This window comes from Psychrobacillus sp. AK 1817, from assembly GCF_008807035.1.
GTDB classification, from domain to species: Bacteria; Bacillota; Bacilli; order Bacillales_A; family Planococcaceae; genus Psychrobacillus; species Psychrobacillus faecigallinarum.
In genome coordinates this window covers 3,310,062-3,324,904 of the sequence record NZ_CP031739.1, presented here as the reverse complement: position 1 = coordinate 3,324,904, position 14,843 = coordinate 3,310,062, and the positions used below count along the sequence as shown (strand labels likewise).

Annotated in this window: 14 protein-coding genes and 1 pseudogene; 3 read left to right on the top strand and 12 right to left on the bottom strand. The window is 36.3% G+C overall.

The window, feature by feature from the left end; translation table 11 throughout:
• The first annotated feature begins 9 nt into the window (after window positions 1-9).
• Window positions 10-666, top strand: coding sequence for a GAP family protein (locus tag D0S48_RS16565; protein ID WP_151112816.1), 657 nt, complete (start codon window positions 10-12; stop codon window positions 664-666).
• Window positions 667-710: 44 nt separating this feature from the next.
• Here the strand turns inward: D0S48_RS16565 and D0S48_RS21365 are convergent.
• From D0S48_RS21365 to D0S48_RS16535, 6 genes and pseudogenes are all read right to left on the bottom strand, one after another.
• Window positions 711-851 (bottom strand): annotated as a pseudogene (locus D0S48_RS21365) (hypothetical protein); the annotation flags it as partial.
• A 19-nt stretch (window positions 852-870) separates the two neighbouring features.
• A complete protein-coding gene (locus D0S48_RS16555) occupies window positions 871-1,647 on the bottom strand; it encodes an alpha/beta hydrolase (RefSeq protein ID WP_151112814.1) in 777 nt (258 codons plus the stop codon).
• A gap of 3 nt (window positions 1,648-1,650) precedes the next feature.
• Window positions 1,651-2,448 (bottom strand): ABC transporter ATP-binding protein, encoded by a 798-nt coding sequence (locus D0S48_RS16550; protein WP_151112812.1) that lies wholly within the window; start codon window positions 2,446-2,448, stop codon window positions 1,651-1,653.
• Between the two features lie 10 nt (window positions 2,449-2,458).
• Window positions 2,459-3,490, bottom strand: coding sequence for a FecCD family ABC transporter permease (locus D0S48_RS16545; protein ID WP_370455705.1), 1,032 nt, complete (start codon window positions 3,488-3,490; stop codon window positions 2,459-2,461).
• Entirely contained in the window at window positions 3,483-4,490 is a 1,008-nt protein-coding gene (locus D0S48_RS16540; RefSeq protein ID WP_151112810.1) for a FecCD family ABC transporter permease, read from the bottom strand. The genes D0S48_RS16545 and D0S48_RS16540 overlap by 8 nt, the downstream gene beginning before the upstream one ends.
• A gap of 18 nt (window positions 4,491-4,508) precedes the next feature.
• Window positions 4,509-5,489 carry an ABC transporter substrate-binding protein gene (locus D0S48_RS16535; protein WP_225216152.1) on the bottom strand — a complete coding sequence of 327 codons (981 nt, stop codon included), beginning with the start codon at window positions 5,487-5,489 and terminating at the stop codon, window positions 4,509-4,511.
• 198 nt (window positions 5,490-5,687) lie between these two features.
• On the opposite strand from D0S48_RS16535, the gene D0S48_RS16530 reads away from it, so the two are divergent.
• Window positions 5,688-7,142 (top strand): phospholipase D family protein, encoded by a 1,455-nt coding sequence (locus tag D0S48_RS16530; RefSeq protein WP_151112808.1) that lies wholly within the window; start codon window positions 5,688-5,690, stop codon window positions 7,140-7,142.
• Window positions 7,143-7,259: 117 nt separating this feature from the next.
• Here D0S48_RS16530 and D0S48_RS16525 read toward each other — a convergent pair whose 3' ends face one another.
• The 3 genes from D0S48_RS16525 to D0S48_RS16515 all read right to left on the bottom strand — a co-directional run bounded on the left by D0S48_RS16525 (window position 7,260) and on the right by D0S48_RS16515 (window position 8,450).
• Complete coding sequence (locus D0S48_RS16525; protein WP_144541288.1) at window positions 7,260-7,412, bottom strand: DUF1540 domain-containing protein; 153 nt, start codon at window positions 7,410-7,412, stop codon at window positions 7,260-7,262.
• Between the two features lie 75 nt (window positions 7,413-7,487).
• A complete protein-coding gene (locus D0S48_RS16520) occupies window positions 7,488-7,964 on the bottom strand; it encodes an NUDIX hydrolase (protein WP_151112806.1) in 477 nt (158 codons plus the stop codon).
• 15 nt (window positions 7,965-7,979) lie between these two features.
• Window positions 7,980-8,450 (bottom strand): YbaK/EbsC family protein, encoded by a 471-nt coding sequence (locus tag D0S48_RS16515; protein WP_151112804.1) that lies wholly within the window; start codon window positions 8,448-8,450, stop codon window positions 7,980-7,982.
• A gap of 280 nt (window positions 8,451-8,730) precedes the next feature.
• Between D0S48_RS16515 and D0S48_RS16510 the strand changes: the two genes are divergently transcribed.
• Window positions 8,731-9,867, top strand: a complete 1,137-nt coding sequence (locus D0S48_RS16510; protein ID WP_151112802.1) for a SpoIIE family protein phosphatase — start codon at window positions 8,731-8,733, stop codon at window positions 9,865-9,867.
• Window positions 9,868-10,011: 144 nt separating this feature from the next.
• On the opposite strand, the gene D0S48_RS16505 is transcribed toward D0S48_RS16510, so the two are convergent.
• From D0S48_RS16505 to D0S48_RS16495, 3 genes are all read right to left on the bottom strand, one after another.
• Window positions 10,012-10,869, bottom strand: a complete 858-nt coding sequence (locus D0S48_RS16505; RefSeq protein ID WP_151112800.1) for a CheR family methyltransferase — start codon at window positions 10,867-10,869, stop codon at window positions 10,012-10,014.
• A 12-nt stretch (window positions 10,870-10,881) separates the two neighbouring features.
• Entirely contained in the window at window positions 10,882-13,692 is a 2,811-nt protein-coding gene (locus D0S48_RS16500; protein WP_151112798.1) for a CHASE3 domain-containing protein, read from the bottom strand.
• A 489-nt stretch (window positions 13,693-14,181) separates the two neighbouring features.
• Complete coding sequence (locus D0S48_RS16495; protein WP_144541299.1) at window positions 14,182-14,733, bottom strand: biotin transporter BioY; 552 nt, start codon at window positions 14,731-14,733, stop codon at window positions 14,182-14,184.
• Window positions 14,734-14,843: the final 110 nt, after the last annotated feature.

Here is a 14,843-nt window from a genome sequence, read left to right as displayed (position 1 = left end):
GGGGATGTTATGAATATGGAAATTCTTCTAACGATTATGGGATTGGCAGTATTGGACACGCTTAGCCCTACTATAATTGGCGTAACTCTCTATTTATTAGTGATGGAAAAGAAAAGGCTTATTAGACTTCTATCTGTATATCTAATTACAATAGCTATTTTATATTTCTTTTTAGGTTTCTCTCTTATGTTTGGTATAACTTTATCCTTTGATTTTTACAAGGAGCTTTTTAAGCATCAGATTCTTAGCTGGGCAATATTTTTAATAGGAATGATTATGTTTATCGTAAGCTTTTATATGCCAAAGAAAAAAGCCGCCATTCCTTCGGTTCCGAGCAAAAAAAACACTTTCACCATGTTTTTGCTTGGTTTTACCACTTTCTTAATTGAAGGGGGAACAGCGTTTCCTTATTTTGCTGCCATCGGCTTGATGAGTACGTCTAATCTAACATTACTGGAGTGGACATCTATTCTCGGGATCTACAATACAATTATGGTCTTGCCATCCATTATATTGATGGTTATGTATACACTATTTGGTCGTTGGCTACATCAGCCTTTTCGAAAATTAAACGATAGGCTATCTAAAAGTAAAGATTCTGCTCTTTCTTGGGTTATGTGTATTGTAGGGATAGTCTTGATATTTGCCAGCTTAGACTATCTTTAACAATAAAAGATCTCATAGCTAGCAAGCTGTGAGATCTTTGCAAATTAATTTACTTTTTTAGGTCCGTTCCAGTACATTTCTCGAAGACGGAATTTTTGTAGCTTACCTGTGGCCGTTTTTGGAAGTGCCTCTACAAAATCTATTGCTTTTGGAGCTTTAAAATGAGCCATGTTTGAACGACAATATTCACATCCACAACCTAGTTTAATTTAAATATCGGAATGCCCTGCTTAAAACAGATGGTACCACTGATGCATGGTTTTCATCCTGTGCAATAAATATTTCTGTTTTTACACTCTCTTTTAAAGCTGTGTACAAATGATTTGCGTCTTCTACCATAAAGCCTTCTTTGCTACCGGCTGATATAAACAATTTTTTATAATGAAGATTTTTGGGGAAACGGACAAAATTCTCTGCTTCCTTACATAGCTCATATTCATTCCACCAGGCTGAAGGGCTTATGGAAAGATAGCATGAAAAAAGATTCGGTTTCTTAAACAAAGCCCAAATGACAAAAAGGCCACTTAAGGAGTGACCAAAAAGAGCCTGCTTCTGTAGGTCAACCTGATACCTTTTCTGCACCCTTGGTATTAGCTCCTTCTCTAAAAAAGCAAGGAACTTCTCTGCTCCCCCGTGTTTCCCTATATCTTTCCCATTTAATCTCTTTGGATAGATATAGGCTTCTGCCTCTGGTGTAAAGTCTAGAAACCTTCTCTTGCGCGCTACATCTTCTTTTCCAGAATGTCCAATTCCAACTACGATAGAAGGCGCGATAAGAGTTTTTGGTGCGTTCTGTGATTGTAGCTTCACCACATCCCTTGCAAGCTGAAAATACCAATTTCCATCTAGTACATAATAGATTGGAAAGCCCTCCTTAGGAGGTGCGCTGGTTGGGATAGATACCTTTATGTCATATAGATAATTCGTATACTCGGAATCTATTTGCCAATGCTCTGTATCCTCTAGTAACACCTTATCCATCTATTACACCTCCTCTAACGTTTCGTATCCATAGCATACAGGTGAAGCTGTATCCTCATCGAACATAATCTTCGCCTCTATTTGGAAAACCTTTTTCATGACTTCCTTTGTTATAATTTCCTTTGGTGTTCCAGTCTCTATTATTTCTCCGTTTCTCATAGCTATGAGCTCATGAGAAAAGCGAGCAGCATGATTTATATCGTGTAATACCATCACTATGGTACATTGGTGCTTCTTATTGAGCTCTTCCACAATCTTAAGCATTTCTAGCTGATGCGCCATATCTAAGTAGGTCGTTGGCTCATCTAACAATAATATTTCAGTTTCCTGTGCGAGCGCCATTGCTAGCCAAACCTTTTGGCGTTGTCCACCGGATAGTTGGTCGATTTCTCTTGAGCGAAATTCGATTGTCTTTGTGACCTTCATTGCCCATTCAATAATCTCTATATCTTTTTTTGAAAGAGTTCCAATATTTTTTCTATGTGGAAAGCGCCCATAAGAGATTAACTCCTCTACTTTCAATTGAGCTGGGGCTACAGGACTCTGCGAAAGTAACGCTAGACGTTTGGCAATATCTTTCGTTGACAGTGACTTCATATCTAGCTCTTGTAAATAAACCCTACCACTCTTTTGGTGGAGAATACGCCCAATCGTTTTTAACAACGTCGATTTTCCACATCCATTTGGCCCAATAATTGTAGTTATTTTCCCCTTTTGAATGGACGTATTTAAATTTGTGAAAACAATTTGCTTTTCATAGCCTGAACTAAGCTGTTCCACTCGTAATATACTTTCTATCATAGGTATCCTCCTATGCTCTTGTTTTAACTAATAAATATAAAAAGTACGGAATTCCAATAATTGAAACGATAATTCCTACCGGTAGCTCTGATGGCTCGAATACGGTCTTAGCAATATAGTCAGAGAAGACCAATAAAAACATACCTACTGCAGCACTCATCGGCACTACATATCGATGCTTAATGCCTACCAACCTTTTAGCAATATGAGGAGCCATTAAGCCAATGAAGCCAATTCCGCCTGATACTGATACACATGCACTAACAAGTCCTATGCTACACAGCAGTAGGATAGATTTTTCTTTTTCCACAGATATTCCAAGACTCTTTACACTTGCGTCCTCTAGCTGAAGATAATCCAGCAAATGACTTTTGCGATAAATTGCATAGCCAAGAATAACAACCCAAGGCAAAACTGATAAAACAAAAGACCAATTTGCATTATATATACTGCCAGAGATCCAGACAGCAGCCATTTCATAGTCGCTCGCATTCATCTTGAGCGATATATATAAGGATACCGCACCAAAACCGCTACTTATCGCAATACCAGTTAGGATTAGTCTTTGCATATTCAGCACGCCATTTCTCCAGGAGAAAATATATATAATAGCTGCAGCAAGTGCTCCTCCCACGAAGCCAAAGAGTGGCATGATAAACACGGAATACCAGCTATCGAAACTAATATTGGTAGCAGACATTTGAAAGAAAAACATGAATATAACAATGGAAGCTCCTGCTCCTGCATTAATCCCTAATATGCCGGGATCAGCTAAACCATTTCTTGTCACTCCTTGAATAACAGTTCCTGCAATTCCTAGGCCAATTCCTACTAATGCAGCAATTACAATTCTTGGTAATCTAAACTCAAATATAACCAAATCTTGTTTTTCATTTGGATCTATTCGTAGAAAGGTTTTGATGATATCCATGACGTTTATATCAAAGGCGCCGTTAGTAATATGAAAATAAAAGGCGATAATAGTCAGACCAATAAAGATAGACATCATTGTAATAAATCGTATGAAAGGGCCTTTATGCACGCTGTGCTCCCCCTCTCGTCCGAATTAGGTAAAGGAAGAAGGGTACACCAATAATTGCGGTCACTACACCGACTGGCGTCTCAAACGGGAAGTTGATAAAGCGACTTAGCACATCACACAAAGCTAAAAAGACCGCTCCAATAGCCGCGGAGCATGGTATTAGGAATCGGTAGTCTACTCCAACTAGAAAGCGTGTAATATGTGGAATGATTAAACCAACAAATCCTATTTTTCCAACTAAGGCAACCGCAGTTCCTGTTAAACAGACTACTGCTAGAATACTGATGATTTTCACCCATTTTGTCCGTTGCCCCAAACCTACTGCAATCTCATCACCTAATGAGGCAATTGTAAACGACTTGGCAACACCTAATGCTAAAAAGAGGCCAACCAAACCAAAAGGAATGGACAATAATAGCATGTCAGGATTTACTGTATGTAATTTTGCGTTATACCAAACGCTGACACTTTGCGACACTTGAAAGTACATTGCAATAGCCGAAGCTAAGCTACTCAGAAATGTTCCAATGACTGTACCGATAATAGCCAATCTTACCGGAGATAAACCACCCTTTATCAAGGAACCAAAACCAAAGACGAGACCTGCTCCAATTGCAGATCCAATCATTGATAGAATAATCATTTGATAATTAGGAAGCCCCGGAAAAAAGACCATAGCTATTGTAATAACAAACGCTGAGCCATCATTTACTCCCATAATCGAAGGAGATGCCAAATAGTTTTGGGTAATACCTTGCATAACCGCTCCAGCAACAGCTAGAAAAGCTCCAACCAATAAAGCAGCGATTACGCGTGGTAACCGCGATGTCATAATAATGTTATGGTCCACATTATTTTCATCGAATTGCGTAATCGCCTGCCAAACTGTTAGTAGACTAATATCTTTAGCTCCATATAATATAGATAAAACTATTGCTAGCGCGATGAACAGAGGAGAAACTATTAAAATAATGGAAGCTAATGTATTTTTGTTTTTCATTATTCATCGCACCTAACTTTACTTCGATAAATTTTCAATCGCTGCGTCTAAGAATTTTACTTTAGACCAAGCCGTACCACCTTGCGCTAATGGATCAACTGCGTTTACAAATACATGATCATTTTTAGCAGCTTCTATGCTACCAAAAATCGGATTTTCTAAAAGCTCATCTAAGGCAGCTGCATTATCAGTATTTTCACTTGCTTCAAATTGAAGGAATATATAGTCTGGATTTGCATCTGCTAAAGCCTCTAGAGATAATTCTGCCTGAGCCTCTGCTTTTGTAACTACTTCTGGAACTTTCAGCCCCAAATCCTCATAGATAACAGGGTTTAAGTAAATAGATTCAGGATAAGCATTGATGCTTCCTTTACGTATACGTAATACGAGTACTTCCTTATCCTTTAATGATTCTCCTAATTCTACTTTAGCCTTCTCAGCCTTTTCTTCATAGTCAGTAATTATTTTTTCTGCTTCTGATTCTTTGTTTGTTAATTGACCCAGTAACGTCAAGTTTTCTTTCCAATTCGTTGCAACATGAGAGTAAGGAATCATTGTTTGAATTTTATTTAATGCAGTTACAACCTCTTCACCATGCTTAGATGAGCCTAAAATCACATCTGGATTTAACGCTAGGATAGCCTCATTATTAGGAGCAAATTTATCTCCAACGAGTTCCGCTCCCTCTAATTCATCCGCTAGGTATGTAGGAATAGCATTTGCTATTGCAAGAACGCCTACTGGCTTAACTCCTAAGATTGCTGCATCCTCCATAGATTCTAGACTAGCTGCCACAATATTATTTACTTTTGCGGGTACCACGTAGTCTTCGCCTAAATATGTAAGTGTTTGTTCTGTATTTGCTTCATCACTCGAAGTTTCTTTAGCTTCTACCTCTACCTTTTCAGTAGAACTTTCCTCTTTATCTCCACAAGCAGCTAAGCTTAACGCTAGCATCGCTGTTGCACTCATCATCCAATATTTTTTAATTTTCATCATTTTTCATCTCCCTATATTTTTTCTAATTGATAACGATTATCATTTTCATAATATCTCAAAAATAAATTTATTACAATAGCATTTTTAAAATAAATAATAATTAATTTATAGTATAAATCTGATGTAATTATAAGTTTGTAGATTTTAAAAGTGGGAATATTATATGTAAAATAGAAGTTTAATAGGAGGAGTTTTTTCATGGCTAAAAAAACTAAAAAGCCATGGAGCAAAAAGAAGAGGATTGTCGCATCCTTTATTACCGCTTTTGCTCTTATATACATAGCTGTGATCTTATGGCATACATTTAAGCCACTTCCCCAAGGCGTTTCCTATGCAGGAGATTTACATAAAACAAACAATATACGATTTCTAACGGATTTAACTTATGCGCAGGATAAAAAAGGGACAAATACAGTGCATGAAAATAACATTTTTGATGAGGTATATAAAACTATTGAAGAAGCTGAGGAATTTGTAGTATTAGATTTTTTCCTAGTAGATGGTTATTACGATGAGGATCAGGACTTTCCTAATATAGCGGATACACTTTCCTCCACAGTAGCAGCAAAGAAAAGAGAAAACCCGGAGATGCCAATTGTATTTATCACAGATCCTCTTAATCGTGGGTATGGCTCCTATGAAAGCGAATGGTTCAAAAAAATGCGAGATGCTGGAGTAGAAATTGTCTATACAGATTTAGATGCCTTAAGAGATTCAACCCCAGTCTATTCAGGAATTTACCGCATTTTTTTTCAATGGTTTGATATTGGTGGCAAAGGCTGGATTGCCAATGCAATGGCTAGCGAAGCTCCGAAAATGACAGTTGCTTCTTATATGACGCTTCTAAACGTAAAAGCTAATCATCGAAAAGCGTTGATAACGGAAAAAGCTGCAATTGTTACCTCCTCCAATCCACACGATGCTAGTGGTTTTCATGGCAATATAGCTATAAAATTAGATGGACCAATTATTAATGATATTTTAGAGGCAGAGGAAGCTGTTTCTGTATTTTCAGGAGGACCGAAGCTTCCTAGGATACAGGCTAAGAAACAAGAAGGAGAGTATCAGGCACAATATTTAACCGAGAAGAAAATATTTGATGCATTAATGAACGATATAAATGACACTAAAAAGGGAGATAAAATTTGGTTAGGAATGTTCTTTGTCGCCGAACGTAACATCGTTAATGCACTAGTCGATGCCGCAAATCGCGGAGTAGAGGTAGATTTGATATTAGACCCTAATGAGAATTCCTTTGGTCGAGAAAAGTCTGGATTGCCAAATCGCCCAGTCGTACAAGAACTGCTTGAGGATACAAATGAGAAGATTAATATACGATGGTATAACACCGTAATTGGCCAATACCATACAAAAGCTATATGGATTCAGACCCCTAAAAATACAATCATTTCAAACGGTGCTGCAAACTATACGGAACGTGCTTTAGATAATTACAATTTAGAGAACAACGTAAGAATCATTGCCCCAAATGACAGTGAGCTAGCTATTGAAATGGAGGAATATTTTAAAAGACTATGGAACAACGAGGATGCTATGTATACGGTAGAGGTGAATGAGTATCAAAATGATTTTACTTGGTGGCAGCGTTGGATTTATGCCTTCCAAAGCTATACAAAAATTACGACCTATTAAATCCATACTCCCCTATTTAAGTACAGCTAGCCCTCTATGAGAGACTAGCTGTACTGTTTTTTACACATTATTTTTTTAACGTGTGATTAGGTGAGTAATAATAGACATGCAGATATATTACTTCGGTTCAAATGTTTTACAATCTGTTTCATCACTGTTGGAAGCTTGGTTTCCTTTACGGCTTACTACATAAATAGCTTTTGCATTACATTTGTTTCCTTGTCTCCAAAACTTACAGTTGTTCACTTCACAAAGTACATCTTTAGCCATTAGTATCACACCTCCTCTTTTCTAGCATGAACGTTTTCAATAAAAGTCATACTAAAAAAGCGAGATTTCCCTACACTATTTAGTCTCTACAAAATGAGTTAGATGTTCTGGCAGCTCGGAACATCTATTCTTTAAAAATAATGGATATACATTTAACTCTTTCAATTCGTCAAAGGTTTTCCAATAATACGTATGAATTTTCCCTTCTTCATTCTCTTCAAATTCATTTCCTTTTGTTAAAAGCTTATCGTCTTTTAGCGATAGAAGATAAATGAAGCAAATCTCATGAAATTTCTCTTTTAATACTTCCTCTTCAAAAAAGTTTTCGTTGATCCATAGTAAACGTTCGATGGCAGCATCTACTGAGAGCTCTTCTCTAATTTCACGAAGAATAGCATCCTCACTTTTTTCGTGCATGCTCACTCTCCCACCAGGAAAATAATAGTATGGAGAATTCTCGTCCTTCATAATTAATATTTTACTTTCATTTAGAAGTAATCCTGCAACACGATAATTAAATCTGCCTTCATCAGTTTTAAATGATAAATCCATTTTACACCCTCTTTTCTATTCCCAAGCCTTACAAACGTCTACCCATTCCACACCTTTTGCATATGTATATATTTCCTCACAAGTAAGCTCTATAGCACTATTACTACTTCCGCACGCGGGGAATACTGTATCAAACCTTTTCAAGGAAATATCTAAATACACTAATACATTCTCTGGTATACCAAATGGACAAACTCCTCCAATGGCATGGCCAACTTTTTCTTCCACCTCATCCGATGAAAGCATCTTAGCCTTTACTCCAAAGGTTCTTTTAAATTTAGCATTGTCGATTTTAGTGTCTCCAGCTGCAACTACTAGCAGGCAATCCTCCTCTTTTTTGAAGGATAATGTTTTAGCTATTCTTGCAGGCTCTACGTTAAGAACACTTGCAGCGAGCTCTACTGTAGCACTTGAAGCTTCATATTCTAGAATCTTGTCTTCCATACCAAATCTTTTAAAATACTCCTTAACTAATTCGATTGCCATTTACTTCACCTCGTTTGCTTCTTTTTCTCATTTTATTATATAGATAATTCAAATAAATTAAATAGAAGCTTGCTAATTAATATTTACATTAAGCTACCGAAATAACTATTTTAGTAAGATTAGGATAAGAAGTTAGATATTAAACATTGAAGCAAAAGGCTTATAAATACACTATTCATATATTCTTTTGTATAATAAATAAGAAGAGTTATCATAGAAATTTAATAGATAGAGATAACTTAACTACACTATCTTTAAACACTACAGGGGGAAATAAGCGATGACGATTTTACTGGTAGATGACAACACGGTCAATCTATTTGTAATAGAAAAAATATTAGATAGCGCTGGTTATAAAGATACTGTATCTCTTACATCCGCACAGGAGCTATTTGACTATTTACAGATCGGCGAACAAAATCCAACCTGTAATTCAGTAGATTTAATATTACTAGATATTATGATGCCTGAAATAGACGGTCTTGAAGCTTGTAGGAGAATTAAGCAGCAAGAACGATTTAAGGATGTACAAATAATATTCGTGACAGCATTAGAGGATAAAAACAAATTAGCTGAAGCACTAGATGTAGGTGGAAGTGATTATATTACTAAGCCTATAAATAAGACAGAGTTACTGGCACGTATAAGAGTTGCTCTTCGCTTAAAAGCAGAGTTAGATTGGCATACTCAGCATGAAAACAAAATCCAATATGAATTAGATTTAGCAACTCATGTCCAAAGAAGTCTTCTAAACCCACCATTAAATGAAAAAAACATTCAAATTGAGGTTTCATATTTACCATCCTTCAATCTGGCTGGAGATATGTACTATTGGCATAAAATAAGCGAGCATCGTCATGCCGTGATTTTACTAGATATGATGGGACATGGAATTTCTGCTTCCCTAGTTTGTATGTTTATATCTTCTGTATTAAGAGAGGCTATTAAACAATTAGTGGAACCGGAACTTGTTATTAAAGAGCTAAATCGCTATATGGTTTTAATACATAACGAAAAGGTTGGTATACCATATTATTTCACAGCCATCTATATGATTGTGGATACAGAGCAAAAAACGATAGAATATGTTAATGCTGGTCATCCACCTGGATTTGCTCTAATTGATGAAGAAACGGTTGTTCCGATTAACAAAGGCTGTTGTGCAGTAGGGTTCTTTGATGAAATTGAAGTTAAGAAGGAAGTAATTTCCTACGAGAAGAATATCCAAGTTGTTTTATATACAGATGGGGTTCTAGAGGCTATGGGGCCAAATGAGATACAATCTGAAAAACAAATTGAAACTTTAACCTCTAAAAAATGGGATCATTCTCAAGGTATAATTGATAATTTGCTATCCAAAGAAAAGCAACAGGATCAACCCGACGACATGTGCGTCTTAATGGTTCAATGCAATTAAGAATAGAAAAAGCGACTTTATATATTACTGAAAATTTTAGAGAGGATGGCTGTGATGACCTATGTCACGACCATCCTCCTTTTCATAAGAAACACTTTGAATTGAAAAAGCAGGATTCTTATTTTAATATAAGAATCCTGCTTTTTATTTATATCTTTGATAAATACGTTCACTACCTACTACCTCTTGAAAGTTATCCATCACCTGACAAAATTTTAAAGTTTCCTTGTCTCCTAGCCCAAGGAAACCTTGTGGACTTAAGCTCTCATAGAATAATTGTTGTACTTGATCCTGAAGTTCAGGAGTAAAGTAAATAAGAACATTACGGCAAATAATTACATGAAATTCATTAAACGATTGATCTGTAACAAGATTATGCTGTGCAAAGATAATATTTTCTAAAAGAGAAGGATGGAAATATGCATATTGATAATCCGCCTTATAGTATTCAGAAAATGCTTTGTTTCCACCTGCAAGCATATAATTTTTAGTATATGCCTGCATCTTTTGTATAGGAAACGCACCCTTACTTGCCTTTTCTAGCACTTGCTCATTCATATCGGTTGCATAGATAACGGTTTTATCCTTTAGCCCTTCTTCTTCTAATAAAATGGCCATCGAGTAAACTTCTTCTCCAGTAGCACAACCAGCATGCCAAATACGAATTTCAGGATATTCTCTCAAAATCGGTACAACTTCTTCTCTAAATGCTTTAAAAAAAGTTGGATTTCGGAACATCTCGGTAACATTGATCGAAAAATCATTAAGTAATTGCTCTAGAAAACCGTCTTCATGAATAACCTTTTCTAGTAAACCTGTAATGGTTGAAATTCCATTCATCTTCATCCGATTATGAATTCGACGAGAAATGGAAGATCGATTATATTGCCGAAAGTCGAACCCTGATAAGCGATAGACTGCTTCCAGCAGGAAATCTACTTCTAAGTCTTCATGTTGAATATTAACGCCCTCTAGCTCTCCACTTTCATATTGACTGTCCATTTCCATACTCCCTTAAGATGCTAACCAAACTCGAAGAACAGAGAATAATTGATCTAGATTTAATGGCTTACTAATATAATCAGAAGCACCCGCCTCTAGACATTTATCTCGATCATTTTTCATCGCCTTCGCCGTTAAAGCAATAATCGGTAATTCTGTCATATTCATTTCATTTCTAATTTTAGACATTGTCTCATATCCGTCCATATTTGGCATCATGATATCCATAAGTACAACATCTATTTCTGCATTACTTTGTACAATATCTAAGCATTCCAAACCATCTTTAGCAACAAGGATATTAATTCCTCGTCTTTCTAATGCCGTTTTGAGTGCATAAATATTTCGATAATCATCATCGACGATTAAAATATTTTTATTGGAAAATACATTCGCATCCTCAGGAAGAGCTTCAAACTTTTCCTCTTGCTCTTTTATCTTTTGCTCCTGTTCCTCAAGAGTTGAATTCTCTTGTTCCTCCCGTACCTCTTGTATTTCCTCCACTTTCGCTTGAGTAGAGGCAACCTCTCCAAAGCTCAAATCAATCTGCTCTAAAATTGGACCTTTTGGCAGACTAGGTACAACTAAAGTAAAGGTACTTCCCATTCCCTCTTGGCTTTGAAGGGTAATCCAACCACCAAGCAGCTTAGCAAACTCACGGCAAATAGATAAACCAAGACCAGTTCCTCCGTATTTACGTACAGTTGCACCATCTGCTTGCTGGAACGATTCAAAGATCAAATCGTGCTTGTCCGTTGGAATCCCTATTCCGGTATCGGCAATAGAGATCTCAATCCACTCTTTACTAATATCTAACATTTGTTCCGTTTGAAGATTACTATCTAATTGCTTTATCGTTAAAGCAACGGAGCCTTTTTCCGTAAATTTAATAGCATTAGATAATAGATTTTTAATAATTTGTTGGAAGCGTTTTTCGTCTGTAAAGAAAATATCAGGAACATTTTCTGCCTTACTTATACGAAAATCTAAATTTTTCTTCTGGGCTACTGGTGAGAATATATGCTCCATCTGAACAGGTAATTCGCTTAGATTAACCTCTTCAAATAAAACCTCTAGCTTTCCTGCCTCTACTTTAGAAAGATCTAAAATATCATTGATCAAGGATAATAAATCTTCCCCCGAAGAATGAATTACTTTTGCAAACTCTGCCTCATCTTCAGATAAATTACCTTTTCCGTTTTCTGAAAGCATTTCGGAAAGAATTAATATACTGTTTAAAGGAGTACGTAATTCATGTGACATATTCGCAAGAAATTCTGATTTATAATTAGAGTGAATAGTAAGCTGTTCTGCTTTTTCCTCTAATTCCAGACTAATTTTTTCTAATTCTTCCGATTTAGCTTCTGCATCTTTTGTTCGTTCTTCTAATTGTTCATTAATCTGAGTTAGTTCCTCTGTTTGCATTTGTAGCTCTTCAGATTGAGTTTGTAGTTCCTCTGATTGTGTTTGTAATTCTTCAGATTGTGCCTGCAATTCTTCTGTCATTGCTCTTGACTCATTTAGAAGTCGAACAATTTCCATACGGCCCATAACACTATTGATAGATAAGCCAAACGTTTCCACAATCTGTGTTACGAGGTCTTGCTGTAATTTGCTATACTCTGACATTGTCGCTAGCTCTACTACTGCTATTACTTCATCCTCGAACAAAATAGGAACTATAAATATGCTTCGCGGCGGAACCTCACCTAATCCAGTAGAAATATAGCGATAATCTTTTGGAATCTCATTAAAGACAAAAACATTTTTCTCAAGGGCACATTGACCAATTAGTCCTTGTCCCAATCGGAAGCTTTCTCTTCCAATCTCATTTTGAGAATTCGAGTCAGCAAAAGCCGCTTTTTTTATAAAATGAACTTCTTGATTGTTTGTCTCTCTCACATAAAAAGCGCCGTAAGACGAATTTGTCATTTTAGAGATTTCAGACATAAATACACTAGCGAGCTTATCAATCGAGCCTACTCCTTGATATTTTGTTACAATTTCTGCAAGACTTGTTTGCAGCCATTCTCTGTCATCGAGATTATCTAATAATTCGTTTGTTGCTATTGCTAAATCCTTAATCTCATCGTTAGTAGTAACATGAATTCTTTCCTTACGATCACCATTTTCTGAAGCAATCTTTTTAATAGTTTCCGTTACATCTTTGACAGTACGAACAATCGATTTGGAGACCTGACTAGCCATTGCTATTGCAATAGCAGAAACGATCACTAAAAGACCAAATAATCCTATAGTCAACATATTATTGCGATCATCTAACTCTTGCGCTCTAGTTTGTGCATCATTTCTTTCGTATTCTCTAAAATCGTTAAACTGACTACGGATAGATTGCATATACTCACGACCACGATCATTTGCATAGAATTGCTGAATCCCTTGCTCATTATTCTGTCGCTTAAAATCAATTGCACGCTCACCTGCCTCTGCTATCCAAAGGTCGATTGTGCCTTTTACCTCAACAAGCTTTTCTTGCTGTTTTGGCTTGTCCTCTAAAAGGTCAAACAGTTGATCAAACTCTACCTGCCATTCTTCAGCAGCTTTATAATAAGGTTCCAAGTAACTATCGTTGCCAGTAATGACAAAGCCTCTCTGACCAGCTTGCATGTCCATTACATATTTTTCTACATTATTTGTAAATGTTTCCACTTCGGTATTATATTTTATTAAATCATTTCTTTCTTGCTGTAGTGAACGGATTTGACTGTTCAATATTATAACGGAAGCAAATAAACAAAGAATAATGATAATGTAGCCAACGGTAATTTTGGAACGTATGCCAAACTTAAATTTATCCTCCATTTTGATTCCTACCTTTAATTCGGATTTTACTATACTAATAGTATATGAATTGGTTATAAAATAACAGTGTTTGCCCCTATAAAAAATTTAACTAATTACCTATTTTTATGCATGTGAAAATCAACGTGGTTATTGAGTTATTTGATGCAAGAAAAACACATTTACTTCCTTCCATGGTTAGCGCTCCATAAAAACTTTAAAAATGTATATATCTATAGGACCGTGAGCAATAAACCTCCACAGCAGCTCATATATCACTGGTGATCGCTTGCCTGTTTCTCTTACTCCATTGGAATCAATGTTTGCCACTTCAAAATATGTCATGACTTCTGAAATACACTTAAAACTGCAGAAAAAAAACGATGCTAAGGGATGATTCCCTAGCGCCGTTTCTTTTTGAAAAATTATAACTTTAAGGTTAGTGTTAGTAAATTTATTCATCTACTCCCTAGCCGTAAAACTTAAAACTATCACGGTAACTCCGCTCATTTATGCCGTTGCCACGATTAAATGAGCTTTTTCTAAGCGACGTCGAACGACAACACCAAACCATGCAGCTAGTACTGCTTTTATTACACCTACGATAACAAACGGTGCAACGCCACCCATAAACGCTGCTGTCCATGTCAAGTCAGCTATGATTTTTAACCAAACTGTACCAAATACCAATGTGACAACCATACCGATTAAGTTTGCTACAATGGCGTGTGAAATTGTGATACCAAATTTTTTCATGTAAAGTCCCATAAGTATCGCTGATGGCAAGAATCCAACAATATAGCCTCCTGTTGGTCCAATAACAACCCCTAATCCGCCCGACATACCACTGAATACTGGCATCCCTACTGCACCGATTAATATATATACTATCACTGATAATACACCTGTTCTCATACCTAAAATGGTAACGACTAAACCTACTGCTAAGGTTTGCCCTGTAATTGGTACGAGTGGTAGCGGAATCGTCACTTGCGCAAGTATTGCTATAATTGCTGCCCCAATTGCTGCTAAGACGTACTGATATGTATTTCCCTTTTTCAAAATTATTCCCCCCACATATGAGTTAACCACATTTTTATATTGGTTAACACAAATATAAAGTAATTAAGCTTATATTGTCAATCCCCTTTCTAATCTTGCAATCTAGGTCG